Genomic DNA, 25,442 nt, shown 5'->3' on the forward strand with positions numbered 1-25,442 from the left:
GCTAAGGTGGGCTTGCGATAGTTTGGTGCCAATAATGATTAATGAGAGCGATGACTTTGCCCACCCTACTTTAGCTACTTTAACCATTAATCTATTACCAATACAATCATGAAAACCATCCTAAATTTAGTCACCGTCGGATTACCCAGTTTATTGCTAGCACTGATAGCTACTCCTAGTTTAGCGATCGCATCCCTTAACCACCCCCAAGTCAGTATTGCTCCAACCTTGCACGCCCAAACTCCTCAGGCTACCAGTCAAGTTAGTAAACTTAACCAAGGCAGAGCTTATTTCAACAGGGGACAATTTGCCCAAGCAGCGGAAATTTGGGAACAAGCAGCCCAAGATTACGCAACTCGGGGTGACTCTCTCCATCAAGCCTTGAGTTTGAATTATCTATCTTTAGCTTACCAACACCTAAGTCAGTGGGATGTTGCCCAAACCGCGATTGAATCCAGCCTTAAGTTAGTGGAATCAGCTACCAGTAACAATCCTCTGCTGTGGGCACAAATTCTTAATACCAAAGCTAGACTCCTGTTCCACACTGGACAAAACCAATCTGCCCTAGAAACATTTGAAAAGGCACACAAGTATTATGATCAAGCTGGTGATAAAACTGGTGCTTTTATTAGCCAAATTAACCAAGCTGAAGCCCTCCAAAGCTTAGGATTTTATAATCGTGCCAAAGATATACTCGAAGAGATTAATCAACAATTATCAACTACCGAAAATTCTACGGTTAAAGTAGGGATGCTCAGAAGTTTAGGCATTGCTTTAGAAGTGTTGGGGGATGTAAGCGCTAGTAGAGAGGTACTCGAACAAAGCTTATCTATTGCTCAGGATATGGAAGCCACTAACCAATTAGGTATTATCCTGTTGAGTTTAGGCAATACAGCCCTTGATGCTGGAGATAATTCAGCAGCATTAGATTACTTTAAACGGGCAGAAAAAGCCACTACCAATCCAGAAGAACAATTTAAAACTCGCCTCAACCAACTACGCCTTTATGTTAAATTAGAACAGTGGCAAAATGCTAATGCGATCGCTCCCCGAATTTACCAACAACTGAGCCAGTTACAGCCCAGTCGCTCCTCTGTTTATGGGGCAGTAAACTTAGCCGCTAGTTGGCAACAAATGGGTAAACAAGGTAAATCATTGACGCTCCAACAAGTCAATCAAATCCTTGTGGAAGCGGTTAAATCTGCCCGAAAACTCAAGGATGCCCAAGCTGAAGCCTATGCCCTCTATCACTGGGGCAAACTTTATGGTAGCAATGGTCAGTTAGCTGATGCTATCAAGCTTACTCAAAAATCTTTAATTATTGCCCAACAAATTAACGCTACGGAAATTAGTTCCCAAGCGGCTTGGGAATTAGGTAAATTGCACAAAAAACAGGGAAAATCCACGGAAGCGATCGCGGCATATACCGAAGCAGTCAAAGACTTAAAAACCTTGCGCGGTGATTTGGTTTCCATTAATCCTGATATCCAGTTTTCCTTCCGAAAAAGCGTTGAACCAGTATACCGAGAACTGGTAGAATTGTTGCTAGAGGGTAATCCTAGTCAAGAGTATCTTAAAAAAGCACGCCAGGTCATTGAGGATTTACAATTAGCAGAACTGGATAACTTTTTCCGGCAAGCTTGTTTAGATGCTAATTTTGCCGAAATTGATCAGATTGACAAGTCAGCAACGGTAATTTACCCGATTATTTTGCCAGAACGTTTAGCTGTGATTGTCTCCGCCCCCGGTAAACCCATTGGCTATTATTCTACTTCTGTGTCTGCAGCAGAGGTGGATCAAACCCTGACCAGATTTTTGAGCTCCCTCCATCCTGTCTTTAAGCAAGACCAACGCTTACCTCACCTCCAAAAAGTTTATGACTGGCTAATCCGACCTGCGGAACAAGAGCAAATTTTAACGGATACCAAAACCCTGGTGTTTATCCTGGATGGCAAATTACGTAAACTGCCGATGGCAGCCTTACACGATGGAGAGCAGTATCTCGTAGAAAAATACAATATTTCCGTGTCTCTAGGGTTGCAACTGCTGGATCCACAACCGTTACGAAAAGAGAAATTTAGTATAATTGCTGGGGGATTGAGTGAAGCTCGTCAAGGCTTTAAATCTTTACCAGGGGTGAAGCAGGAAATTGAGCAAATTGCTAAAAGCTTGAACCCAGACTCAGTCATGCTCAATCAACAATTCACTAGCAACAGAGTGTCTAAGGAAATAACTACTAAAACCTCTAATGTGATACACTTAGCTACTCATGGTCAGTTTAGCTCCAAAGCTGAGGAGACGTTTATATTAACCTGGGAAAATAAAATTAATGTCAAAGAATTAGAGCAACTGCTCCGTAGTCAACAATTGTTGGGAGAAGACCAAATTGATTTACTCGTTCTTAGTGCTTGTCAAACGGCTAAAGGGGACGATCAAGCTATGTTAGGGTTAGCGGGTTTTGCGATTCAATCGGGAGCGCGTTCTACCTTAGGGACATTGTGGAAAGTGCGTGATGACTCCACTGCTATATTCATCAACAAGTTTTACGAATATCTAAAACAGCCAGAAATCACCAAAGCAGAAGCTGTCAGGAAAGCCCAACTAGATTTAATTGGGGATAGCCAGTTTAACGAACCTCTGTTTTGGGCACCTTTTATTCTGGTCGGTAATTGGTTGTAAAGGGAGTAGGGAGTAGGGAGTAGGGAGTAGGGAGTAGGGAACAGGGAACAGGGAACAGGGAACAGGGAACAGGGAATAGCGATGCACTGCATTAAAACCGGGAATCAACCTCAAATAATACTGTACCTCATGAGTCCTAGAAACGCTATATAGCATTTCAAAATAGCTCATTCTAAATTCTAAATTCTAAATTCTAAATTATTTATGAGCCAGTTGTTGGTCAATCTCTCGATTCTATTTTCCAAACCTACGGGTATTGCTAACTATGCCGCTAATCTTTTTCCTTATTTAAAAGCTCTCGACCCTACCTTACTAATTTCTTCCACTGCGTCTAGCAATTTCTGTAGTGCTACTCCCTACACTTGCTACGAAATTCCAGGTAACTTAAGCCCTGAACAAGGCACGAAAGGACATTTTCGCCGTCTGTTGTGGACTCAGTTTCAACTGCCGCGAATTTATCAAAAATTGCGAACGCATCTTCTGTTTTCTCCTGTTCCAGAAGCTCCCCTGTTCACCAATTGCCGCTATGTGGTAATGGTTCATGATTTGATTGGGTTACGGTTTCCGCAGGGTTTCTCACCCTTAACTACCTACCAACGCTACTATATCCCCCAAGTTCTTGGTCAAGCAGAACACATCATCTGTAACTCTAGGGCTACTGCTAGAGACCTTACTGACTTCTTCAAGATTCCAGCTGCAAAAATCACCCCGGTCTTACTGGCTTACGATGCCAATCAATATTATTATCTGGATACAGTAGATGGTGAAAAAAATGGGGAAAACCAGGAAGATTGTCCCTATTTTCTCTACATCGGACGCCCAGACCCCCACAAAAACCTCCATCGGCTGATTGAGGCTTTCGCTGCTCTACCCAATTGCCAGGACTACCAACTCTGGATTGCTGGCGCAACGGATAAACGCTACACACCATTGCTGGAAGCCCAAGCGGAGGAACTGAATATATCCACTCAGGTCAAATTCCTGGGATATGTTCCTCAGCACCAGTTACCGACCATGATTAGACATGCGATCGCATTTGTATTCCCCAGTCTTTGGGAAGGCTTCGGTATCCCTGTATTAGAGGCAATGGCTTGCGGTACTCCTGTAATTACAGCTAATCTCTCTTCCTTACCCGAAGTAGCTGGAGATGCCGCTATATTAATCAATCCTTACAACCCTGAGGAAATCACAGCAGCTATGGCAGCAGTAGCAACCGATTCTCAAATGCGATCGCATCTTCGTATGGCAGGTCTTGCTAGAGCCAGTGAATTTAGTTGGCAAAAAACTGGGCAAGCTACGGTAGAGATTCTAACTCATATAGCAAAGGGAACAGGGAATAGGGAATAGGGAACAGGGAACAGGGAACAGGGAACAGGGAACAGGGAACAGGGAATAGGGAACAGGTTAGCTGGTTGTTCGCGTAGCGTGGCCAAAGGCCAAGGTTACAGGTTAGCCAGTTACAGGTTACTGGTTACTGCTTATTAAACCTTCAACCTTCAACCTTCAACCTCTTCAACCTTCAACCTCTTCAACCTTCAACCTTCAACCTGATCAACCTTCAACCTGATCAACCTTCAACCTGATCAACCTTCAACCTGATCAACCTTCATGGTTGCTTTATAAAAAACCTCTGAGATATAAAGCTTTTGTAAAATCCCTTGGATTCTTGTCCTAATTACAGAAAAAATCTCACTAATGTAGTGAAGCGCAATCAAGACTGAAGCCAAATCAAAGTAACAAGTGGTGTGACATGAACAGATTTTCTAGGTACACGATCTCAACAGAAAGCCCAACCCAATCAAATCTACGCCGATTGGAACTATTGCTGGAGTATTGCCAACTGGCAGCGCGTCCAAGTTTGTCTATGTCAGAGACCAACCGTATGGCTGAGATCCTCGAACTAGCCCAAGCTGACCAAATCCTTAGCCTGTTGATAGATAAAGCTGATCTAGTTATAGCCAAACACTTTAGCTGGCTGAGTGACAATGATATTGATACCTATAAAAACCAAATCGCCAAGTTGGAAGAGTATTTAGAAATCTTTGTTTGCCAGAAATCACCTGAGACCAGTAAAACTCTACGTCATAAATTTGCTTGTTTCACTGGAAATCCTTAAGAATCACCATTACATCCAGCTAATGCGCTACGCGCACGCGTGCGCGTTCAGCATATGCCCTACGCGCATATGCTTACTTCAGGATAAACCATAGTCTTCGAGCATAGAGTTGTCGATATCAAAAAAATAGTCTCTCAAAACTTTCCTCATACGCTGATATCGTTTGCGCAAGGCTGCATTACTTGCCAAGTTCAGCCGTTCTTCAATTTCAATCCAGGACAATTCCTCCATCACTCGTAACACAAAAATATCAAAATCTAGAGGACTTACTAGTTGTCTAATATCTGACAATATTTCTTTGACATATTGATCCGATAAATAATCGGAAGTATCATTGGCGCTAATCTGGTATTCTATAGAGCTAAATTCACGTTCTTTTTTCCAATGCTTTCCTTTCTTGGCAAAATGCTCTCTAATCACATTTAAGCAGGTTGTTCTTAGCCAAGCTGATGGATTTTCAATATGTTGTCCAGATTCAATTTTGCTAACTCCGCGAATATAGCTTTCGATAAATATGTCAAATATATCAAATTTGTGTTCAAGATTGAACTGCTTGAGTCTGAACTCAATAAATGCAAACAGTCCAGATTTCTCTCTTTGGTTTAAAAGAGAATTAACAGCGGCATCAAATTGTTTACGATTAGGGGACTTTGGAGGTTTTCTAGGTTGCATCTAGTGTATTTCCTTGGGAAAGATAAAAGCACATGATGCCCCTGACTTTCAATTGTATTTGAGAAAGCTTATCATCACTATTATTCACTTAGTGACGATTAAGCTTCGATTTGTGACATTGATAAGTAGGTCGGGGAAAATAAATTGATCAAGGGTATAACCATGAAACAATGAGGTTAACGAGCTGTGTTGCCAAATTGGCATAAAAAATCTTTCCATAGGGGTTTTTTAGGATGCCTCCCTACTTACATTTGTCCCAGAGTGACCCTAATGAGTATAGCTGACTATAGCCCTTGTAATCATCATTAGTTGTAGCTACCCATGGCGTGCCCTTGGGATGCTTCCTCCCAATTGCCTGTGGTCAGCTCCCAGTCAAAACTGCTGTAGACGTAAGTGATTCGGATATGCTCTAGGATTATGTAGAAGCAGGTAGATTTTAGCCAGTCTGAGGGGTCTTGAATATCTTGTCCAGATTCAATTTTGCTAACGCCACGAAGACAGCCCTCAAAAAGTATCTGGCCTATATCAAGTTCTTGTTCAAGATTGAAGTACTGGATTTGGCGTTTAATAAATGTATATACCTCAGAGTTTTCTTTTTGGTTCCAGCTAGAATCAACTACTGCATCAAATTTTTGACGATTAGGGGATTTTAGGAGGTCTTGGGTTTGCATCGGGTGTACTTCCTCTAGAAAAATCAACATACAAAGTTCAGGCTTATTACTTCAGTTTTTCTTGAAAAAGCCTCATCATTATTCTTAATAAATAATGAGAATTAAGTCTTGATTTGTGACACTGATCTATACTTATCTAGTTTGAGCGGTCAGTTCACCCGCGACGCCCATGCTACACTTTTTGCAAACAACGATCAGCTCCTAAACCTATACAGGCAAGGAGTAATGGTTCCAGTTATAACCAAAAGCTCAGTTGACTTGAGGTGTCTTTCCAAAGTGAAAAGCCTTGGCACCGGTTTGTGTAGGTGTCTTTTTAGGGACATCCGTGGTGCCTAGGGTGCTCAAGGTGCTCACAGAGCAAGGCTTGATATTGATCCATATCAATTAGAATACCAAGTTTGCTTGCATCTGTGACAGTACTCGAAAGGGTACTTTTATTTGTTTTTATTTGTGTTACTCTTAAAGATTAGTAACAAGTGTCAAGGATTTCTTTCTGCTCCCTGTTCCCCGTTTCCCGTTGCCATTGGCTGAATACTTACAAAGCTTATGAACCCTTGATCCTTTTTCCTCAAGAGCTGCAATCACCCACAGAAAGTCCTTTAGATACCAACCATTCCCGATTGAATAGCCGTGACTGATAACGACCACCGCCATCACAAAGCACAGTCACAATTGTATGACCAGGTCCCATTTGTTTAGCTAGAGCAACAGCAGCTCCGACATTAATCCCAACAGACCCTCCCATAAATAATCCATCCCGGCTCAGCAACTGGTAAACTACCCGGAGACATTCGTGGTCATCAATTTGAATGGCATCATCAATGGGAGCCCCTTCCATATTGCCAGTAATACGGCTGTTACCGATACCTTCTGTAATAGAGCTACCTTCCGGTTTAATAACACCCGTCTTGACATAACTGTATAAACCGCTACCCATGGGGTCAGCCACCACACATTGAAGGTTAGGATTTTTTTCTTTCAAATACATCGCCACCCCTGCATAGGTCCCACCTGTCCCAGTTGCTGAAACCCAAGCATCAATTTTCCCGTCAGTTTGCTGCCACAGCTCTGGCCCAGTGGTTTCATAATGAGCCTGTCGGTTTGCCAGATTATCAAACTGATTCGCCCAGATGGCATTATCCATCTCTTGGGCAATGCGTCCAGAAAGCTTTACATAATTATTGGGGTCTTTGTAGGGTACTGCTGGCACTGGGCGAACTTCAGCTCCCAGGGTTCTGAGGGTATCCATTTTTTCTTGGGATTGAGTTTCCGGGATAATAATCAGGCACTTGTATCCCTTAGCATTACAGATATGAGCTAGACCAATGCCCGTATTCCCAGCGGTTCCTTCAACCACTGTACCCCCAGGTTTGAGTAAGCCTTTTTCTTCTGCATCTTTAATAATATAGAGGGCAGCTCGGTCTTTTACAGAACCTCCTGGATTGAGAAACTCCGCTTTCCCTAGGATTTCACAACCCGTCTCTTCGCTAAAGCTGTTTAAGCGAATAAGTGGTGTATTTCCAACTGTGTCAACAAAACCTGCTGTGATATCCATTTCAATCAAGTTTAAATTATAAAGAATGAAGAATTAAGAATGAAGAATTAAGAATGAAGAATTAAGAATGAAGAATTAAGAATGAAGGATGAAGAATCCTTAATCCTTCATCCTTCAGACCTGATAATTATTTTATATCATGTCAGGATATTTACCCTGTCTTGATGCAGTCGCTCATGGGGGAAACCCCCGCATGAAGGCGCTGCATCGCTTAATAAAAATCTCCCCCATCTCCCCATCTCCCCATCTCCCCACACTTTTATTATGGGTATTCAACCGAACTTGATATTACTTGTTAGGTTGGGGTGTCATCCGCAGATAGGGCTTAATTACCTCATATCCTTTGGGAAACTTTTCCTTCAACTCTTCTGGATCTTTGATGGATGGTACAATGACGCAGTCATCCCCGTCTTTCCAGTTAACAGGAGTAGCGACTTTATAGTCATCGGTCAACTGTAGGGAGTCAATCACCCGCAGGATTTCGTCAAAGTTACGACCGGTGCTAGCAGGGTAGGTTAACACTAACCGCAATTTCTTCTGTGAGTCGATGACGAAAACAGAGCGTACGGTTAGGGTATTATCAGCGTTGGGGTGGATCATATCGTAAAGGTCAGACACCTTTTTATCTGGATCCGCCAAAATCGGGTAGTTGACCGTTGTTGTCTGGGTTTCGTTGATATCTCCAATCCAGCCTTTGTGGGAGTCAACATCATCCACGCTCAAGGCTATCACTTTAACATTGCGCTTCTCAAATTCGGGCTTGAGTTTAGCTACCATACCTAACTCGGTGGTGCAAACTGGGGTGAAGTCCGCTGGGTGAGAAAACAGCACTACCCAGCTATCTCCTGCCCATTGATACAAATTAATCTCACCTTCGCTAGAATTCTGAGTAAAGTCGGGTACGGTATCCCCCAATCGTAGAGTCATGGCTAAATCCTGTTGCTATTTGTTCTTCTCAGGATAGATATCCTGCCACAAAAGTCAGGTTTATCCCTCAGCTTTTAGATCTATTTTAGGATTGGCTTAGGAATTCGTTATTCAGCGGTCAGGGGTCAGGGGTCAGCGCTCAGGGGTCAGCGCTCAGGGGTCAGCGGTCAGCGGTCAGCGCTCAGCGCTCAGCGGTCAGGGGTCAGGGGTCAGCGGTCAGGGGTCAGCGCTCAGGGGTCAGCGGTCAGCCATTCGCCAATGGCCAAGGCTGATGCTACTTGAGTTGCTTATTTTATTTAAAGCTTGACCCATTATGAATTAAATTCGCTATAGGTGCGCGAACGGGTCGCACCTAAAAGCACGGATTGCGCGTAGCGCTTAAGCTGATAGCTTATACCTTACAAAGCAACATTTGTCAATGAACTAGGGTGGTAACTTCTGATATTCTGGAAAAAGTTGAGGTCTTGTGTCTGGACTTCGATATTATGAGATGATGAGAAACAAAAATTAAACTAAACCCACAGAGATTAATTTCTCTTAGTGCTGTGTTGTGTAAGTAAGGAGTTTTATGATGAGAAAACTGGTTCATCTGGCAGTGTTATGCCTTCTAGTGCTTAGCTTGGGGTGCTTAGGCTTACCCCAAAGTGCGATCGCTTCCCCTATGTCTTCAGCAGACACATTTTCTTTAAATAACTTAACGTTGCCCTCATCTACCGCTTTAATCGCTCGGTCATCCAAGAAGAGCAATGCGGCTGATCGCAAGTTAGGCACGGAGTTTGGTAAGAAGACTGACCTGAACAATACTCCTATGCGTAAGTTTCGCCAATATCGCGGATTCTACCCAACCTTGGCTAGTAAGATTGTTAATTATGCTAAAAAGGAGGGGGACTACAAGTCAGTAGAAGATGTTCTGAAAATTCCGGGACTAAGCAAACGCCAGAAGAAACTGTTACAAAAGCAAATTGATCAAGGTAATTTTACCGTGACTCCTCGGTCAGAGATTTATAATGCGGGCGACGATCGCTATAATCCTGGCGTGTACTAATAACGCCATCGGTAGTTAACTTTAGATTTTTTGTCTCTAGATAAAGCTTTTCTAGCTAAGCGCTAAGCGCTTAGCTAGATCAATCCAGGGTTTAAAGGGCTTTGACTCAGCTGAACAGAAACACTAGCTGAAATAGTTTACGCTGCGTGCTTGTCCGTCAGGGTAATAAACACCGAGACAGTGATGTTTATTATCCCTAAACAAAATAACATCAAGCAAGAGTTAGCCACTTAATTCCCATACGTGGATTCCGTTCGCGTAGCGTGGCCTACGGCCAGCGTGCCGGGATTTATCCCGGTGATCGTGTTATGGTAATTTTTTTGTCCTGCCTAGTCTCTCCAAGAATTCAGAAAGACTCAATCCCGAAGCCGCTGCCATTTCCTTTAATCCATCCCAAGCCTCTCTTGTTGCTGTTACACTATACGACTTCTTTCGTTCACCATGAAGACTTGGTCTTCCCATTTTATTTATAGTTTTCTCTGGCATTTACTTGACCCATTACTTATTGGGGTATACAATTAAGATAACACAGCATACATGTCGATAAAAATGTATGGTTGCCAGCAGCACATAATAACTACAAGTCCCGAGAATAGAGCGGTTATAGGATTTATTTGTTCGGAAGCTAATAAGCTAACTAACTGTGGTATATATTATTGCCGTCAAATATTGTTTAAAGCAGGAAAGTATCTGAATAATGCTGAGCTAGACAAGATACTTAAGACCAATATCCATTTCAAGGCTATGAGGTCTGCTTGTGCGCAACAAACACTGCACGGAGTGTAGGACCAGAATCACACAAATCCACATCTAGAGAATCACCGGGATCAATCTCGTTCTTGATGCCATCAATACCAGCACAGAGCATGGCAGCGAAGGCGAGATAGGGGTTACAGGTTGCATCAGGGCAACGGAACTCTAACCGCTTGGCCTTGGGATTGGGGCCAGATAGAGGAATGCGGATGGAAGCTGAACGGTTACCTTGGGAATAAGCTAAGTTCACGGGCGCTTCAAACCCAGGTACTAGTCGCTTGTAGGAGTTAGTGCTGGGGTTGGTAAGTGCTAACAGAGCCGGGGCGTGCTTGAGTAAACCACCGATGTAATTGAGCGCCATTTTACTTAGGTTGGCGTAACCATCACCCCAGAATAAGGGTTGCCCATCCTTCCAGATCGATTGGTGGGTATGCATCCCGGAACCATTGTCGTTAAAGATTGGTTTGGGCATGAAGGTGACAGTTCTGCCATACTTCTTGGCAACATTTTTGATGACATACTTATAAATCATCAGATCGTCAGCAGACTTAATTAGGGTGTTAAAGCGGATACCCAACTCGTTCTGTCCACCTGTAGCGACTTCGTGGTGGTGCTTTTCAATGGGTACACCGCACTCTCCCATGGTGAGCAGCATTTCGGTACGCATGTCTTGCAGGGTGTCTGTGGGAGCAACAGGGAAATAACCTTCTTTATAGCGAGGCTTATATCCGAGGTTACCACCTGCTTCTTCTCGACCAGAATTCCAACGACCTTCAACGCTGTCTACATAGTAGTAGCACTGGCTCTCGGTTTGGTCAAAGCGAACATCATCAAACACAAAGAATTCAGCCTCTGGACCAAAGAAGGCGGTATCCCCAATGCCAGTGCTGCTCAGATAGTCAAGGGCTTTCTGAGCAATGCTGCGAGGATCGCGGCTGTACCACTCCCCAGTGCGCGGTTCCTTAATGCTGCAAATCATGCTCAGGGTTGGTTCTTTCATGAATGGGTCGATCCAAGCCGTTGTGGGATCAGGAACCATTGCCATGTCAGATTCGTTGATTGCTTTCCAACCCCGAATGCTTGAACCATCGAAGGGAACTCCTTCGTCAAAGGAACTCTCTTCTATTTGGTCTTGGTAAAACGAGCAGTGCTGCCAGATCCCTGGCATATCAATGAATTTAAGGTCGATGATTTTTATGTTTTGGTCTTGAATCATTTTCAAGACGTCTTGTGGGGTTTCAGGCATGAATGACTCCTTTGATCAGCTTTACGTGTGTTTACAAAGAAACAACCTTATAAAATTACTTGAGTCAGTGACTCTACCAAAATTGGCGACACTGAAGCTTTCCCAAACCGAGGACTGACTGGGTAAGCATCCGAGTCAGTTATTCGTGGGGAGATACTTTTTTTGTGAGTGCTGCAAGCAGCACAATTTCCTTAAAAGCATCTTGATTTGCTTTTCCCTTGAACAGTGAAAAGTTGTAGTTCCCTGATTCCTGACTCATCCTAGGGATAGAAAGTAGGACATTATGTATCTAACAATACAGAATGTCCTAAGATGATCGGATCTCATATGAATAAAAAATTAAATTTTCGAGTTCTAGACTCAGTCAGGTTGGCAAAAAGGCTACAACAAAGGCTCAAGAGAAGGTCTTTGTCTGCTCAGCAAGGGAGACTATGGCGAGACTAGGCTCTGGTTAACGGAAGGTTTTGTCTAAATCCCTCTATATCGCCTCTATATAAGCAATGGGGTTAGTGGGAGCATTGGGTCGGTCGGTTCTAGTTTCCCTGTTTCCCCCCTCTGGGAGTGTCTTGCGCAATTAATCGCTCCTATCGATGGTGGGCAACGCCGAATTCTAAAGAAGCATTAAGCATGAAAGCAACAAGCAACAGGGTACAATCTAGTGATGAAAGATATGTATACGCTTAGCTCCAGCCAATTATAGCGTCTGAAGTTAAGTAAACATTGAACTTGCTGTTTAACTCCTGTGGAGTGCATAGTGTAGCGCTCTGTACCTGTTGAGTTCTCGCCCTAAATCATGGGAAGACACCAATAGTAAATCAAAATTATCAAGATTGTTGTTGGGAGAATAATTTAATGAGGGATTTAGTCACAAACTTGATTAGGAATTATGATAGCTCAGGTCGCTACCTAGATCGGGATGCCATCGATTCACTTAAGTCTTACTTTGAAACTGGCACCGCTCGGGTGGCTGTAGCTACTTTAATCAATGGCAATGCTGCTTCTATTGTCAAGCAAGCATCAGCACAACTGTATGAGGAAGTTCCTGAACTGTTGCGTCCAGGTGGCAATTCTTATACAACTCGTCGTTATGCTGCTTGTTTACGAGATCTGGATTATTACCTGCGCTATGCTAGTTATGCCTTAGTTGCTGGTGATACCAATGTCTTGGATGAGCGGGTTCTACAAGGGTTGCGGGAAACTTATAATTCCCTAGGTGTGCCAATCGGTCCAACGGTTCGTGGGATTGAGATTATGAAAGATATGGTCAAAGCAATGGCAACAGAAGCTGGTATCGGGAATATCGGATTTGTTGATCAGCCCTTTGACCACATGAATCGTGAGTTTAGCGAAACAGATCTTTAATACATTGATGGTTCGTTGACAGTTGACGGTTCTACGGGTGACCGGACTGGTTGCCCGTACTATAGGGCTTCGTGCAGGGAATTGGGAATCGGGAATCGGGAATTGGGAATCGGGAATCGGGAATCGGGAATCGGGTAATTGCTGATTTAATTGCGATTGGCCGTAGGCCACGCTACGCGAACGCGTAGCGTCGGCTTTGCCGAAACGCTCAATACAGGCTTGCTGGTTTTTAGTACTCAGGACGGATAACTTGCTTATAAGATAGTACATAAATACTAAATTTCGTCCAGTATGTGTGGTAGATTCACCCTAACAACTCTAGGGGTAAGCCTAGCGCGAGCTTTTGATTTAGATGATGTACCAACCCAGGAGGCTAAGTACAATATTGCCCCTACTCAGCTGGTAGCAACAGTCTTAAACCCCTCAACCGATAGTGAGCGACAATGGCAATTGTTACGTTGGGGTTTGATTCCTAGTTGGGCAAAGGATATTAAAATTGGTGCAAAGCTGATTAATGCTAGAGCAGAAACGGTAGCAGAAAAGCCAGCATTTCGTAGTGCATTCCGTCGTCGGCGTTGCTTGGTTGTAGCGGATGGTTTTTTTGAGTGGCGACGAAAGGATGGCAAGAAGCAACCGTTGTATTTTCAGATGAAAGATAAGCGTCCGTTTGCCTTTGCAGGACTTTGGGAACGTTGGAAAAATCCAGCGGGTGAGATAATTGCTTCTTGTACAATTATAACCACAGTAGCTAATGACATTATTAGTCCGATCCATGATCGGATGCCAGTCATATTAGAACCTAGGGATTATGATTTATGGCTGCATCATCAGGTAAGTCAACGGGAGCTATTGCAGCCACTACTGATTCCCTATGATGCCCAAAAGATGAGTGTTTCTCCCGTTAGCACTACTGTGAATAATGTCAGAAATAATAGTGCTGAGTGTATCATCCCTGTGGAAATTGATAATAAGTAAAATAGTTTATACCATTATACATTTTCAATCACCATGACTGCTTTTACAGTAAATTTTAATTCCATTATCCAACTGACCGATGACCAATTTTATCAGTTATGTCGAAATAACCCAGAGATTAAATTTGAGCGCAATGCCAAGGGAGAAGTGATTATTATGTCACCTACTGGGGGAGAAACGGGTAACCGTAATGCTGAAATTATCATTGATTTAGGTATTTGGAATCGACAAGCTAAATTAGGGGTTTGTTTTGACTCTTCGACATGCTTTAAACTCCCTAATGGTGCTGACCGTTCTCCGGATGTAGCATGGATTAAACAAGAACGTTGGGATTCGCTTAAACCAGAGCAACGCCAGAAGTTTCCACCGATTTGCCCGGATTTTGTACTAGAACTAATGTCCCCAACTGATAGGTTAACGGTGACTCAAGCCAAGATGGAGGAATATCTAAAAAATGGGGTACGTCTGGGCTGGTTAATCAATCCTCAAGCACGGCAAGTGGAAATTTATCGACCAGGACAAGTGGTGGAGGTGTTAAACTCTCCGAAGACTTTATCAGGGGAGGAAGTTTTGCCTGGGTTTGTCCTAAATTTAAACTATCTTTGGTAAGCCTAAAATTTGTTTGGCGTTCGTGTAGCGATTATTTAAGAGCATCACTATTTTTTAATTGAGCAATAATTAAGCAATAGTTACTGTTAAATCTGTTAGACAATTTTCGATAGCATTTATAAATTTTATGTCAACTTTTACAGTAAGTTTCAAATCTATTATTGAACTGACTGATGACCAATTTTATCAGTTATGTCGAAATAACCCGGAGATTAAATTTGAGCGCAATGCCAAGGGAGAAGTGATTATTATGTCACCTACTGGCGGAGAAACTGGTAACCGTAATTCAGAAATAAATGCTGATTTTGTGATCTGGAATCGACGGACTAAGCTAGGTAAAGTTTTTGATTCATCGACGTGCTTTAAACTCCCTAATGGTGCTGACCGTTCTCCGGATGTAGCGTGGATTAAACAACAACGCTGGGATTCACTTAAACCAGAGCAACGCCAGAAGTTTCCACCGATTTGCCCGGATTTTGTGCTAGAATTAATGTCTCCAACTGATCGGTTAACGGTGACTCAATCCAAGATGGAGGAATATCTAAAAAATGGGGTACGTCTGGGCTGGTTAATTAATCCTCAATCACGGCAAGTGGAAATTTATCGACCAGGACAAGTGGTGGAGGTGTTGGATTCTCCGAAGACTTTATCAGGGGAGGAGGTTTTGCCTGGGTTTGTCCTGGATTTACACTATCTTTGGTCAACCTAGGATTGTGCTTTCGTGACTAATCACTTGCCCCCGGAATGATAATTTTTTAAACATTCAACACTAGTTTTATAGAGGTATGCTATGGGTCGTGCGTCAAAACTAAAACAACAACGTCGCCAAGAATCTCACGACGTTACTAACAGCACTTCATCCCGACCTAGGTACGTATTATTTGAATCCAACAGCTCTAATTACCTAGCTTCATTAGAGTTATTAGGTGGTATGGAACGGTTAAATTGGTGTCCTCATGCAGGGGGAGCACTAAAATTTGATTCCTCTAGTCAAGCCCAAGCCAAAGCTAAGCGGATTGCTAAGCAAAGAGGATACAGCCTAGAAGTGGTTGAGCTTAATTCTGAAGATGTTAATACTGACCAAAAACCTTAGTTACAACCTCCACATTAGGCTCAACCTCTATCCAAAGGGTGGCACCACCATTCTTGGGAGACTCGGGTCGATAGACTAACCGGGATGGCCCGCTGATTTCTACATAATGACAGTTGATATCGCGATTACCCCGTTTAACTGTAATCACTGGGTCTGTTGTATGGTTTGTTTCATTCTTGTGAAGTACTTCGGAGTTGAGGTAGATGTGAGTCAGGGATTTGCTGGGCTGTTTTCTCCAGGAGCCTTGTGGTCCTCGGCTACCGGGAACTATCTTGGGCATACCGTTATACAGGGGAATCCGCCAAAAGCGACCAACTTTTTCGGCTCCTTGAATTCTGCCCTCTTTCAGGAGTTGGCGAACTCGTTGAGGACAAATACCTAGAAGATAGGCGGCTTGGGTGGTATCTATCATGATCGGACAACTTACTCTAGCGCTATTAATTTATTCGGAAATATACCATACAATTACAGCAATTGCCAAGTTTTATAGGGAACAGGGAACAGGGAACAGGGAACAGGGAACAGGGAACAGGGAACAGGGAACAGGGAACAGGGAACAGGGAACAGGGAACAGAGATTATTAAGTATTAAGTATTAAGTATTAAGCATTAAGTATTAAGCATTAAGCATTAAGTATTAAGCATTAAGTATTAAGCATTAAGTATTAAGCATTAAGTATTAAGCATTAAGCATTAAGTCTTGAATCGATTAATAAACGTTTAGCAAAATGGCTGATTTATGTGCAGTAATTACGATAAAAATCAGCAAAAATATCTTTAACTATACCAAATTATCGAAAACTATTTATTCCTTCTCCCCCCACACTTCCAACACTCCCCCCTGTGCCCACACTCTCGCCTATTCAATGCCCTCAGCCCCGTGGTTCTGACAGTAATACCGTCGAAATCGATAACCAGGGACTTTAGATATAGATTGTTTATCCTTAATACAACCTTGGGCTTCTAACTCAACAGAGGCAGAAAAATTGACTACCCACAATTCTAAAGGTTTAGGGAGTTGAGCCACAGTTTTTTGTAGGGTTTCTGTAGCTACCCTTGGCTCGGTGTCTTTATGTGCTAAGAGAAACTGGGGTGAATTAATGGCAGCATCAACGACTTGGCGACGGTTCAATTCCCACGCTAACCCCATCATTTCTCCTGTTTGTTCATGGCTTTTGTGAACTGTGGCAATCAGGACTGGCAGGGATTGAGACTGGGAATGACTAATCTCTAACATTTTAGCGATCGCAAGATCGGGTCGATCGGCTTTTTGGTAACTGACATGGGATGCTACTATCACTCCACCTACCAATCCCATCAACAGGATTAGTGCTACCCATTGCTGATCTTTCCCTTGGGCAGCTCTCCAGCAACTGGCAAAGCTTGCTGCTAGTAACATAATTACGATGGGGAAGTAGACAAACTGGTAACGAGCGGCTAAGGTCAAATCAATGCCAAGACCGTAAGTGATTAACAAGAATAATGCGATCGCTCCCACCACGAACCCGCCCAAAATCTGAGTCATGACCTTAGTCTGGGAGTGTAACCTCTGAATTCTGAGTCCTCGACGCAACAGTTGCACTATCAAGACCACTAATATTACTGTTACTAGTCCAGAGGCGACCATAATCGGTAGGGATTGCCCTTCTACTGGCAGCATCACTACCATGGTGATCAGCCAAGACAAGAGTCTAGCTACAGGTTCGAGCAAATTGCTCAGGGTTGTGTCTTGGTGAACCCACTCTGTTAAACGATTACTGGAGGGGCGTGGCAAAATTGGCAGCCAAACTAAGACTCCCATTAATGTTCCGAGGGCCACTGCGTAAATTCGCCACCAGTACTTCCAAGAAAACACTGAACCCCCTGACCCAATCCGCAACCCAAGCATTACCAGTCCCACAGCTGCGATCACCAGGACAAAAAAGTAATGGACAGCTATGCCCAAACTATTGACAATAACCCAGATTAATGCTATGTAAATCGGCAAGGGAGTCTGCTGTTGAAGCGATCGCGTAGCGTGACTGTAGGTCAATCGCGTAGCGTACACCAAACAACTGACTGAAGCGATAACTAATAAAATCCCTAGAGTGTAGTGTCGAGCTTCTTGGGCCAGATAGATGCCATAGGGAGAAACAGCCATTAGTGCTGCTGCGAAGTGACCCACTAGGGAAGAGCGAAACCCTAACCAACCTAAGCCAAACATGGCTGGAATTGAAATTACTCCCAGTAGGACACTTAAGGATCGCGCTACCCACAGGGATACCAATTGCCCATGGCCTGGAAACAGCTTCAGCCACAGATGGGTGAGGACGAAGTACAGTGGTGGGTGATTACTCTCCGTGATTAGGTTATTAATAACGGAATTGATGCTAGCACTAGAGTTTGGTTTCAGGGGAGCTAAGAGGGTATCTAAAGTAATCACCTGATCCAGCGGTACCCTCCGAAAACTATTGCCCAGGCTAAACACTAGGGTGGCAAATTCATCTGACCAGGGGGGTTTTCCGGCCAGATAGGTAAACCGTAAACCTGCTGCGATCGCTATCCACACCAGCAGTAATAGAACTATGACCCAACTACTCCAGCTTTTGTCCACTTGGGATTTTGGGTTGTTAAGAATCATTAGTCATTAATTCTCTTTGTAGGTAGGAATCAAGGTAACGTTCTCCCACACGGAAGAACGCGGGAGCGTGGTAGCCCCGTGATTTTAATCCGAGGTGGAAACGCGACACGGCAGGTGAGGGATTGCTCACCTGCCGTGGTATAATGAAAANATGAATAGTTTCTGTAAGTTCGACATTTATCCGCTGATATTGTGAATCTCCTAATAACATTTTTGCTTGAAAATTATCTATTATTGATGAACTATCCATGAGGACTGAAAGCAATGGAAATCTAGGTACTTTATCTGCTGATAATGGCCAAAGCCAGGTTGTTACACCATATCTTAAAGTTCCTTCTGGCTGATAACTAGGGGGAAGATCGTGCTGAGTTTTTCCCGTACCAATAGATAGCATTCTAATGTCTTGGAGTTTCCGTTCTCCAAGAAGACCTGAATTGAGTACTCTTGCCAAAGCTAATGTGCTAGGGTTGTTAGCGAATACGCCACCATCTACACAGAGTCCATAAGTTGGATGCTTATAAGGAGGAAAATAAACTGGAGCAGCACTGGTACAAAGAGCCGCATCTAAGATTGTTGTTTCTTGGCTCTTAATTGGATTGTTTGGTAGATTGTCAAGTGTAATTGGTCTCCAGGAAGGGGAAGTATTTTTATCAGTATTGTTTAGCTGAAATGTTGTTACTCTAACTTTAGAGTTTAGCTCCCCTAAGGATTGTGATGGTTGTGTTAGATTGCTTTCCAAAACACTTTTTAAACCAGTGTTGTCATATTTGACATACAAAAGCTTCTTTATATTGTCTACAACCTTTTTTATATTAGAAGTATTAGGTAATTTATCAATAACAATTTTTACCAAACGATTTACAACGGATTCATTAGGATTATAGCGTTTAAAGATCTGAGAACAATTACTAGTACCATAAATATCAACTAGCTTGGATATGGGAACACCGCTAGCTAATCCTAAAGCAATTAGTCCACCTGTTGACGTTCCTGAAAACAGGTCAATCTTATCAAGAAAATGTAGCTCTTGATCCAGTTTTTGTATAATCATGGCAGTGATTAAACCACGAATACCACCACCGTCGCATGTCAGAATTAAGAAGTTAGAATTGCTCATGATTTATTTTCACTAATTTTTAGCAATAATTTGTGTTCAAAATTAATCGATAAAATTTGACTACAAAATCTTATAGCCGCCTTTTCGATATTTTAATTTATTCTTCCTAATCAAAGCTTTTGGGGCTTTTATATCTTAAAGACGATCTCAAAACCCAATTTTGGAATCTTTTGAGTTACCACCAATTTTTTTTCTCTCGACTCACGTCATTAACTCCACTTCAAAACTCAAAACCCTTTTGTAAGCTAACGTGTAGCCGTTTCACTGTGTTGGTTAAGAAAAGGATGCGCGCCCATTGAGCCGCTACGGGAACCCATTACTGATAGTTAAACAGGTGCCCTACACTTTGTTAACGCACCATACAAGATAGGCGATTAGCCCAAAAAGCTAGCGCTTCGCCATTGACCGTAGGTCACGCTACGCGATCGGCGTTCGCGTAGCGTGGCCAAAGGCTTCAGCCGCGCCAAAGGCGATTAGCCCGAAGGGCTACGCTACGCGAACGCACTTAATAAAAATCTCCCCTATCTCCCTATTCCCTAAAAAAAAATAGGTCAAGTTTGGGTTAACCCCAATCCTTGACCAATTTCTTTACTTTAACCTTCCACAAATACAGCTGAGCTGCACTCAACTATCGATAATTTCAGATCAACTATGACATGATTCCCGAGTTAGTCAGCAACTGCTGGAAAGCAATAACATTCCAACTCATTCTGCTTCATGCTGCTTTATCTTCCTCCACAAAACATCCTTCACCAGTCCTGATTTGCCAGGGTTGCCCCCTGGCAAAATCCTATCTTAATCTACGTAAAAATATCGAATCAAAAAGGTCATAACCTCACCAGGCTTTCCGGTGGGCTCCGGAGTGCTCCACTCCTCTGGCTCCGCATACTTAAGGGAATAAATGGCATTAATTGTTTTGCGAACCTTTTCAGGAGAACCGATCAAAAGGAGCTTGGCTTTCTTGGGTTTAGGACTTTGGTTGTCGGAAGGAGGAAAATTGTTACTCATCTGAAATTATGGATTGATTTTGTGGACACTATTAATTTATCCATAAATACATATATTGTCAAGGGGTTTAGAAATTTTTTTTTATTAAGAAATCAGCAAAATGAAGAATGAAGAATTAAGAATGAAGAATGAACGAATCGGGAATCGGGAATCGGGAATCGGGAATCGGGAATCGGGAATTTGCAATAGAAATTAATCGTAGGGTGGGCAGTACTTTAGAGGGATAAAATCAGTTTGTAATCGGTTTTATAGGCACTGCCCACCGACATCAAATTAACTAAAGTTTAAATAAAATTAATCGTAAGATAGAAAACTGCTATAAAATAAAACAGCCGGGCTATGAGCAAACCCATTCACAGTGTTCAATAATAATTATTCCCAACCAACTGTCTCCCAAACCTGGCATTTAGCCTGGGGAAAAGTGAGTCAACTAACTGGATCTACATGGCAGGATCAACAATTAGCTATTTTTCCTTCCCAGCCATCCCATGGCACTTCTCCACAGGTAATAAGTCCCTCTGGAAACTTTGTAATTGTGGGAGATGTATGGTTAAGTAATCGCCAACAGCTATTACGATTGCAGGGTACTAAAGATAGTGATCTGCTATCGGATCTGAAATTGGTAGCTAGGGTTTGGGACGATTGGGGAGTAGATACATTCACCAAAATCCTAGGGGTGTTTGGATTAGCAATTTGGGATCGAACACAAAAAAAATTATGGTTAGGGCGCGATCGCATTGGAGGAAAAAGCCTATACTATACCGATAGTGGGTCAACCCGTTGGATTGCTCCTAATTTGCGCTCCCTCAGACCCCATCACAACGGAGAATTGGATTTAGTAGCATTACGGGACTATCTATGTTGTGCTTTTGTCCCCGGAGCCAAAACCTTATGGCAAGGTGTGCGAGAATTACGACCAGGTACAGTTATCTGTTTCCCGGATCACGAAATCCAAACCTATTGGAAATTACCAGAATATACCACAGCAGAAAATGCAGGGGATAAACCCAGCTTAGAAGTATACTCTCAGCAATTACGCAGGTCTCTCGAAGAGGTAGTTCAAGACTATTTACCAGTAGGGAAACCAGTGGGAGTATTTCTCTCTGGGGGTTTGGATTCTAGTAGTATTACTGCCCTAGCCTCCCAGTTACATTCTGAACCAGTACATACTTTCTCAATTCACTTTGGAGCAAACTGTGCCAATGAATTAGAATTTTCTAGCTTAGTCGCCAACCACTGTCGGACAAATCATCACATCCTGGAGATTACTTTCCAGCAGATGTGGGAGCGACTACCAGAAACCATGGCATGGTTGGACGATCCCATTGGCGATGGTTTAACAGTACCTAATTTATTAATTGGGCAACTGGCAAAAGAATCCGTAGGGGTAATACTAAACGGTGAAGGGGGAGACCCTTGCTTTGGTGGACCTAAAAATCAACCGATGTTGCTTAACCAATTATATAACAGTTTTACTCACCTTGATCCCCTTCAAGCCTATCTGCTTTCCTTCAAGAAATGTGCCAAGGATCTACCTCAATTACTAAAGCCAGAGATTTGGGAAGCAGTGCGTGATCAACCCTACCTGTTTTCTGAAGACTTGCACTCAAAGAACAGTTACTTGAATCGCTTGATGGCCTTAAATATAAAATTTAAAGGAGCTGACCATATCTTAACTAAAGTTAGTAATCTCACCCAAGCAGCAACTATACAAGGGAGATCTCCCCTATTCGATCAGCGGATTGTAGAGCTGAGTATGCAGATTCCACCGGAATACAAACTGATGGGAGCCCAAGAGAAAGCGGTGTTAAAACAAGCTGTAGCCGACTTGTTGCCAGAGCGAATTGTCTTTCGTCCCAAAAGTGGCATGATGGTTCCAGTTAAATTAGGATTTAAGCAATACTGGCAACGAAAAGCAAAAGCATTATTATTGAATCGCAAAGCTGCCATCGCTCCCTATCTCAATCAAGCCTTAATTCGAGAATGGCTCAACTATGAGAATGATACCTGGCGACGGTATGGTATCAAGTTATGGTTGCTAGTTAGTCTAGAAATTTGGTTGCAGGTTAATGGAAAATGATCAATTAACCAAAGCTATCTACATAAAATGAAATTTCAAATGACAAACTGTTACTTGTTTCATCTGCTCCTTCATTACCAAAAGCTACTGCTTGACTCTTTGCCATACTCTGCTGGAGAATCCGAATTAGCTTTTGGGGGGGAAAGGATTCCAACTCCACAAAATAGCCTGCATCCAACCACTCCAATTCTTGACGGGATAAATTTTGCCGAATTTGAGGTGTTAAATTTTTAGCGGTTTGTGCTGAGCTATCCGACTTTTGAACAAACATAGTTTTTATGGTTTTTGCTGATGCCATAATTTGACGGGGTAACAGTCCCACATCCACAATCACCACATTACTTCCTGCAAACCAACCTTGATTGTTACGCAGTTCATGCACAATTTTTATCCCCTCAGGACTACAATCATGTAAGGCAAAAACCTGCAAATCAGGATTACGACGTAGCATTTCCATGGTAATATTGAAGATGGGTTGGGGATAGCCGGAAATACCTAGGACTGCACAGTTATTTTCAAAGTGGACGTTATTGGCAATCAACATTCGGGCAATTTCATCCTTGTCGCAAACCACTAGACGATCGAAGCTATAGGCTGTCAAATCGGGAGTTTGGTTACTACTTGACTGATAAGATTGTACACCAGTTGTTGGTGCATCCAGCATCAAATTAACCTCACCATTGGCTCTTCTCCATAGATTCAACCATTCTTCCATTTGTGTAGCACTGATCAAGAAGGTTTCCGAAATTTTGGCAATGCGACGTTTCTGAACTAAACCTAACCACAAAGCGCTTAAGCCAACTGTAGCTGTAACCAAGTACCCTAGCCGGGAACTGCTAGAAAAACTGATAAATAATCCGACAATCAAGATAAAAACACCAACAATTTGTAATTCAGTTGCACCCTTGCGACGAACTTGAAGACTCAATTGGGGGGAATTACTGATTTTAAATAATATGTATATCCAAATAAAATTCCAGATGGCTAATCCTAATATCAAAGGCAAAGATTCGCTCTGGATTAATAAGCCTGAATAATGTAACCAAACTAGTCCTAGGATAGTTAAAAACAAGTAAACTAAACCACTAAATAGATTACTATTAACAAATCTTTTTCGCTTAAATCGTTGCTCTAAAAAGTATAAAAATTGTTTATAAGTAAAAAATAGGGTGTTGTTAGCTGAAATGTCCTTAATAACCTGGTTAAAAAATGAATCTGTAACCTTAAATTTACCCATGGTCTTTGGTTCAAAGGCGAAGGGATGATTACAGCGTTTACAACGTCCCTGGTTAGCTATACGCTCCTTGAAATTGTTATCTGTATTACATTGAATGCATTTCATGATTTTCGTAAATTAAAGGTGATTGAGATTAGATTATCAAAGTATACCAAAGGGAACAGGGAACAGGGAACAGGGAACAGGGAACAGGGAACAGGGAACAGGGAACAGGGAATAGGCAATAGGCAACAGGCAAAAAATATTGTGTACCTAATAGCTATAGCGTTTCTTATAGCTATCAGGTAGGCTTCTTAACCTCAAAGTCCCCCTTATTAAGGGGGATTTAGGGGGATCAATGTGTACCTTATGGGATATAGAATTGCTATAATAAACGCTATACAGCATACAATTAAACAAAGGGGTTTTATTCAAATACTTGATTTGCCAACAACACCTGATAATCTTCACGGTGGCGAATTAAACGATGGTGGTTTTGGTCCCACAAAACTTCTGCTGGGCGGGGACGATGTAAAAAATGGGATGACATTGCATAACCGTAGGCTCCCACGTCTAAGATTGCTAAAGTATCTCCTATGGCTAGTTTGGGCAGGTTACAATTCCGTCCCAAATAGTCCCGAGAATAGGTAGTATTTCCACAAACATCGGTCTGGTAAAGGGGGTCTGAATGTAGAGTAGTTAAGGTGACAATTTCTCGATACCCTCCATGAACAGAAGGTACGGAAAGATTGGCTACGGTGGTGTCAACTCCAACAATTTGTTTATCCCCCTGCCATTTCACCGAAACAACGGTTGCTAGTAATATTGCACATCCTGCGATCGCAGCTCGTCCTGGTTCAATCACTAGCTCAATCCTTCTTCCGAGTTGCTGTAACTTTTCCGTTAATACCTGACCAAACTCCTTCCAATCAAAAGTAATACTTTGATGGCGATAGGGATAGCCAAAACCACCTCCAAAATCCAGGTAGTGCCAATCTGGTAATTGTTGCGCAATAGTGATTAGGGCATCAATAACTTGGGTAAAGGCGAGGGTGGCGTTGGTACCGGTACCCCGATAAAAATGTAATCCACTCAGTTTAAGTTGAGCAGATTCGGTAATAGCGATCGCATCTGGAAACTCTTCGGGACGAACTCCAATCCGGCTATCTCCAGTCAGGGTTGGTTCGTTCAACCGCAATCCTAGCTTGAGTTGGGCAGGTTTAGCAGTTGTTGGTAATGATTGATAGACCTCGCAACAGAGCTGTAATTGTGCCAAACTATCGAGATTAAGGGTAGATACTCCCCAATTTAGGACCTGCACCATTTCGGCACGGTTGAGATTGCTGCCACTGTAAACAATCTGTTGGGGTACGAACCCAGCCAGCATACCCAGATAAATATCACCAGGTGTATTAGCATGGAGTCCCCAATCGGCATCGCGAAAAATCCTGAGCAAGGAGATATTGCCATTAGTGACACTCGCAAAGCGAAACCTAGTGTGGGGATAGGGAATAGCCTGGGTAATCTGCTCAATGGTTTTTCTCAAGCCTAGGCCATCATACACATAAAGGGGAGAACCATAGATACTTAGAAGTTCCTGGTAGTTGGGGCCTCGGGTGTCGAGGATAGTAGGATGCATCATTGATAGGGTTTTGCCTAAAATTAATCTCTTTGATGGCAAAAAAAAAAGCAAGTTAAT

At 42.7% G+C, this 25,442-nt stretch carries 23 protein-coding genes and 1 pseudogene; 11 read left to right on the plus strand and 13 right to left on the minus strand.

Annotated features, from left to right (window positions below; genetic code table 11):
- Window positions 1-108 precede the first annotated feature (108 nt).
- Window positions 109-2,679 (plus strand): CHAT domain-containing protein, encoded by a 2,571-nt coding sequence (locus F6K52_RS02145; protein WP_293073377.1) that lies wholly within the window; start codon window positions 109-111, stop codon window positions 2,677-2,679.
- Here the strand turns inward: F6K52_RS02145 and F6K52_RS02150 are convergent.
- Complete coding sequence (locus F6K52_RS02150) at window positions 2,608-2,850, minus strand: hypothetical protein (protein ID WP_293073380.1); 243 nt, start codon at window positions 2,848-2,850, stop codon at window positions 2,608-2,610. The two genes, F6K52_RS02145 and F6K52_RS02150, sit on opposite strands and share 72 nt — an antisense overlap.
- 33 nt (window positions 2,851-2,883) lie before the next feature.
- Here F6K52_RS02150 and F6K52_RS02155 point away from each other — a divergent pair, with 33 nt between their 5' ends.
- Both F6K52_RS02155 and F6K52_RS02160 read left to right on the plus strand, forming a co-directional pair.
- Complete coding sequence (locus F6K52_RS02155; RefSeq protein WP_293073383.1) at window positions 2,884-4,026, plus strand: glycosyltransferase family 1 protein; 1,143 nt, start codon at window positions 2,884-2,886, stop codon at window positions 4,024-4,026.
- A 403-nt stretch (window positions 4,027-4,429) separates the two neighbouring features.
- Window positions 4,430-4,795 (plus strand): hypothetical protein, encoded by a 366-nt coding sequence (locus F6K52_RS02160; RefSeq protein WP_293073386.1) that lies wholly within the window; start codon window positions 4,430-4,432, stop codon window positions 4,793-4,795.
- Between the two features lie 78 nt (window positions 4,796-4,873).
- Here the strand turns inward: F6K52_RS02160 and F6K52_RS02165 are convergent, their stop codons facing one another.
- The 4 genes from F6K52_RS02165 to F6K52_RS02180 form a co-directional block, all read right to left on the minus strand.
- Window positions 4,874-5,467, minus strand: a complete 594-nt coding sequence (locus tag F6K52_RS02165; protein ID WP_293073389.1) for a sigma-70 family RNA polymerase sigma factor — start codon at window positions 5,465-5,467, stop codon at window positions 4,874-4,876.
- Window positions 5,468-5,772: 305 nt separating this feature from the next.
- Window positions 5,773-6,138 carry a hypothetical protein gene (locus F6K52_RS02170; protein ID WP_293073392.1) on the minus strand — a complete coding sequence of 122 codons (366 nt, stop codon included), beginning with the start codon at window positions 6,136-6,138 and terminating at the stop codon, window positions 5,773-5,775.
- A 568-nt stretch (window positions 6,139-6,706) separates the two neighbouring features.
- On the minus strand, window positions 6,707-7,693 hold the full coding sequence (locus tag F6K52_RS02175) for a cysteine synthase A (protein ID WP_293073395.1): 987 nt from the start codon (window positions 7,691-7,693) through the stop codon (window positions 6,707-6,709).
- A gap of 288 nt (window positions 7,694-7,981) precedes the next feature.
- Complete coding sequence (locus tag F6K52_RS02180; protein ID WP_293073398.1) at window positions 7,982-8,620, minus strand: peroxiredoxin; 639 nt, start codon at window positions 8,618-8,620, stop codon at window positions 7,982-7,984.
- Window positions 8,621-9,191: 571 nt separating this feature from the next.
- Here F6K52_RS02180 and psbU point away from each other — a divergent pair.
- The gene (gene psbU / locus F6K52_RS02185) at window positions 9,192-9,665 is read left to right on the plus strand and encodes a photosystem II complex extrinsic protein PsbU (protein ID WP_293073465.1); all 474 of its coding nucleotides are present in this window, start codon (window positions 9,192-9,194) and stop codon (window positions 9,663-9,665) included.
- A 306-nt stretch (window positions 9,666-9,971) separates the two neighbouring features.
- On the opposite strand, the gene F6K52_RS02190 is transcribed toward psbU, so the two are convergent.
- Both F6K52_RS02190 and glnA read right to left on the minus strand, forming a co-directional pair.
- Window positions 9,972-10,151, minus strand: a complete 180-nt coding sequence (locus F6K52_RS02190) for a hypothetical protein (RefSeq protein ID WP_293073401.1) — start codon at window positions 10,149-10,151, stop codon at window positions 9,972-9,974.
- A 313-nt stretch (window positions 10,152-10,464) separates the two neighbouring features.
- Window positions 10,465-11,664 (minus strand): annotated as a pseudogene (gene glnA, locus F6K52_RS02195) (type I glutamate--ammonia ligase); the annotation flags it as partial.
- A gap of 852 nt (window positions 11,665-12,516) precedes the next feature.
- Between glnA and apcB the strand changes: the two are divergent.
- The 5 genes from apcB (at window position 12,517) to F6K52_RS02220 (ending at window position 15,703) form a co-directional block, all read left to right on the plus strand.
- Complete coding sequence (gene apcB / locus F6K52_RS02200; protein WP_293073404.1) at window positions 12,517-13,026, plus strand: allophycocyanin subunit beta; 510 nt, start codon at window positions 12,517-12,519, stop codon at window positions 13,024-13,026.
- 291 nt (window positions 13,027-13,317) lie between these two features.
- A complete protein-coding gene (locus F6K52_RS02205; protein ID WP_293073407.1) occupies window positions 13,318-14,001 on the plus strand; it encodes an SOS response-associated peptidase in 684 nt (227 codons plus the stop codon).
- A 33-nt stretch (window positions 14,002-14,034) separates the two neighbouring features.
- Window positions 14,035-14,610: a Uma2 family endonuclease gene (locus tag F6K52_RS02210; RefSeq protein WP_293073410.1), complete on the plus strand. Its 576-nt coding sequence runs from the start codon at window positions 14,035-14,037 to the stop codon at window positions 14,608-14,610.
- Window positions 14,611-14,737: 127 nt separating this feature from the next.
- Window positions 14,738-15,319: a Uma2 family endonuclease gene (locus tag F6K52_RS02215; RefSeq protein WP_293073413.1), complete on the plus strand. Its 582-nt coding sequence runs from the start codon at window positions 14,738-14,740 to the stop codon at window positions 15,317-15,319.
- 81 nt (window positions 15,320-15,400) lie between these two features.
- A complete protein-coding gene (locus F6K52_RS02220) occupies window positions 15,401-15,703 on the plus strand; it encodes a hypothetical protein (protein ID WP_293073416.1) in 303 nt (100 codons plus the stop codon).
- On the opposite strand, the gene F6K52_RS02225 is transcribed toward F6K52_RS02220, so the two are convergent.
- On the minus strand, window positions 15,681-16,115 hold the full coding sequence (locus F6K52_RS02225) for a helix-turn-helix domain-containing protein (protein WP_070396139.1): 435 nt from the start codon (window positions 16,113-16,115) through the stop codon (window positions 15,681-15,683). The genes F6K52_RS02220 and F6K52_RS02225 overlap by 23 nt on opposite strands.
- On the opposite strand from F6K52_RS02225, the gene F6K52_RS02230 reads away from it, so the two are divergent.
- Window positions 16,114-16,287: a hypothetical protein gene (locus tag F6K52_RS02230; protein WP_293073420.1), complete on the plus strand. Its 174-nt coding sequence runs from the start codon at window positions 16,114-16,116 to the stop codon at window positions 16,285-16,287. The genes F6K52_RS02225 and F6K52_RS02230 overlap by 2 nt on opposite strands.
- A gap of 274 nt (window positions 16,288-16,561) precedes the next feature.
- On the opposite strand, the gene F6K52_RS02235 is transcribed toward F6K52_RS02230, so the two are convergent.
- From F6K52_RS02235 to F6K52_RS02245, 3 genes are all read right to left on the minus strand, one after another.
- On the minus strand, window positions 16,562-18,322 hold the full coding sequence (locus F6K52_RS02235) for a hypothetical protein (RefSeq protein ID WP_293073422.1): 1,761 nt from the start codon (window positions 18,320-18,322) through the stop codon (window positions 16,562-16,564).
- Entirely contained in the window at window positions 18,312-19,439 is a 1,128-nt protein-coding gene (locus F6K52_RS02240; RefSeq protein WP_293073425.1) for a patatin-like phospholipase family protein, read from the minus strand. Before F6K52_RS02240 ends, F6K52_RS02235 begins: the two co-directional genes overlap by 11 nt.
- Window positions 19,440-20,234: 795 nt before the next feature.
- Complete coding sequence (locus F6K52_RS02245; protein ID WP_293073429.1) at window positions 20,235-20,447, minus strand: hypothetical protein; 213 nt, start codon at window positions 20,445-20,447, stop codon at window positions 20,235-20,237.
- A 358-nt stretch (window positions 20,448-20,805) separates the two neighbouring features.
- On the opposite strand from F6K52_RS02245, the gene F6K52_RS02250 reads away from it, so the two are divergent.
- Window positions 20,806-22,527, plus strand: a complete 1,722-nt coding sequence (locus F6K52_RS02250) for an asparagine synthetase B family protein (protein ID WP_293073432.1) — start codon at window positions 20,806-20,808, stop codon at window positions 22,525-22,527.
- A 4-nt stretch (window positions 22,528-22,531) separates the two neighbouring features.
- Here the strand turns inward: F6K52_RS02250 and F6K52_RS02255 are convergent, their stop codons facing one another.
- Entirely contained in the window at window positions 22,532-23,869 is a 1,338-nt protein-coding gene (locus F6K52_RS02255) for a hypothetical protein (RefSeq protein WP_293073435.1), read from the minus strand.
- A gap of 301 nt (window positions 23,870-24,170) precedes the next feature.
- Window positions 24,171-25,385 (minus strand): decarboxylase, encoded by a 1,215-nt coding sequence (locus F6K52_RS02260; protein ID WP_293073438.1) that lies wholly within the window; start codon window positions 25,383-25,385, stop codon window positions 24,171-24,173.
- Window positions 25,386-25,442 lie beyond the last annotated feature (57 nt).

This window comes from Moorena sp. SIO3H5 (assembly GCF_010692395.1).
In the GTDB taxonomy this organism is placed as follows: Bacteria; Cyanobacteriota; Cyanobacteriia; order Cyanobacteriales; family Coleofasciculaceae; genus Moorena.

What these genes read in the sequence shown, in the direction of transcription:
- F6K52_RS02145 (WP_293073377.1), top strand. Translation starts at nt 109, where the DNA reads ATGAAAACCATCCTAAATTTAGTCACCGTCGGATTACCCAGTTTATTG.
- F6K52_RS02165 (WP_293073389.1), bottom strand. Translation starts at nt 5,467, where the DNA reads ATGCAACCTAGAAAACCTCCAAAGTCCCCTAATCGTAAACAATTTGAT.
- apcB (WP_293073404.1), top strand. Translation starts at nt 12,517, where the DNA reads ATGAGGGATTTAGTCACAAACTTGATTAGGAATTATGATAGCTCAGGT.
- F6K52_RS02225 (WP_070396139.1), bottom strand. Translation starts at nt 16,115, where the DNA reads ATGATAGATACCACCCAAGCCGCCTATCTTCTAGGTATTTGTCCTCAA.
- F6K52_RS02255 (WP_293073435.1), bottom strand. Translation starts at nt 23,869, where the DNA reads ATGAAATGCATTCAATGTAATACAGATAACAATTTCAAGGAGCGTATA.
- F6K52_RS02215 (WP_293073413.1), top strand. Translation starts at nt 14,738, where the DNA reads ATGTCAACTTTTACAGTAAGTTTCAAATCTATTATTGAACTGACTGAT.
- F6K52_RS02170 (WP_293073392.1), bottom strand. Translation starts at nt 6,138, where the DNA reads ATGCAAACCCAAGACCTCCTAAAATCCCCTAATCGTCAAAAATTTGAT.
- F6K52_RS02205 (WP_293073407.1), top strand. Translation starts at nt 13,318, where the DNA reads ATGTGTGGTAGATTCACCCTAACAACTCTAGGGGTAAGCCTAGCGCGA.
- F6K52_RS02155 (WP_293073383.1), top strand. Translation starts at nt 2,884, where the DNA reads ATGAGCCAGTTGTTGGTCAATCTCTCGATTCTATTTTCCAAACCTACG.
- F6K52_RS02180 (WP_293073398.1), bottom strand. Translation starts at nt 8,620, where the DNA reads ATGACTCTACGATTGGGGGATACCGTACCCGACTTTACTCAGAATTCT.
- F6K52_RS02160 (WP_293073386.1), top strand. Translation starts at nt 4,430, where the DNA reads ATGAACAGATTTTCTAGGTACACGATCTCAACAGAAAGCCCAACCCAA.
- F6K52_RS02220 (WP_293073416.1), top strand. Translation starts at nt 15,401, where the DNA reads ATGGGTCGTGCGTCAAAACTAAAACAACAACGTCGCCAAGAATCTCAC.
- F6K52_RS02245 (WP_293073429.1), bottom strand. Translation starts at nt 20,447, where the DNA reads ATGAGTAACAATTTTCCTCCTTCCGACAACCAAAGTCCTAAACCCAAG.
- psbU (WP_293073465.1), top strand. Translation starts at nt 9,192, where the DNA reads ATGAGAAAACTGGTTCATCTGGCAGTGTTATGCCTTCTAGTGCTTAGC.
- F6K52_RS02235 (WP_293073422.1), bottom strand. Translation starts at nt 18,322, where the DNA reads ATGATTCTTAACAACCCAAAATCCCAAGTGGACAAAAGCTGGAGTAGT.
- F6K52_RS02175 (WP_293073395.1), bottom strand. Translation starts at nt 7,693, where the DNA reads ATGGATATCACAGCAGGTTTTGTTGACACAGTTGGAAATACACCACTT.
- F6K52_RS02150 (WP_293073380.1), bottom strand. Translation starts at nt 2,850, where the DNA reads ATGAGCTATTTTGAAATGCTATATAGCGTTTCTAGGACTCATGAGGTA.
- F6K52_RS02230 (WP_293073420.1), top strand. Translation starts at nt 16,114, where the DNA reads ATGATCGGACAACTTACTCTAGCGCTATTAATTTATTCGGAAATATAC.
- F6K52_RS02210 (WP_293073410.1), top strand. Translation starts at nt 14,035, where the DNA reads ATGACTGCTTTTACAGTAAATTTTAATTCCATTATCCAACTGACCGAT.
- F6K52_RS02190 (WP_293073401.1), bottom strand. Translation starts at nt 10,151, where the DNA reads ATGCCAGAGAAAACTATAAATAAAATGGGAAGACCAAGTCTTCATGGT.
- F6K52_RS02260 (WP_293073438.1), bottom strand. Translation starts at nt 25,385, where the DNA reads ATGATGCATCCTACTATCCTCGACACCCGAGGCCCCAACTACCAGGAA.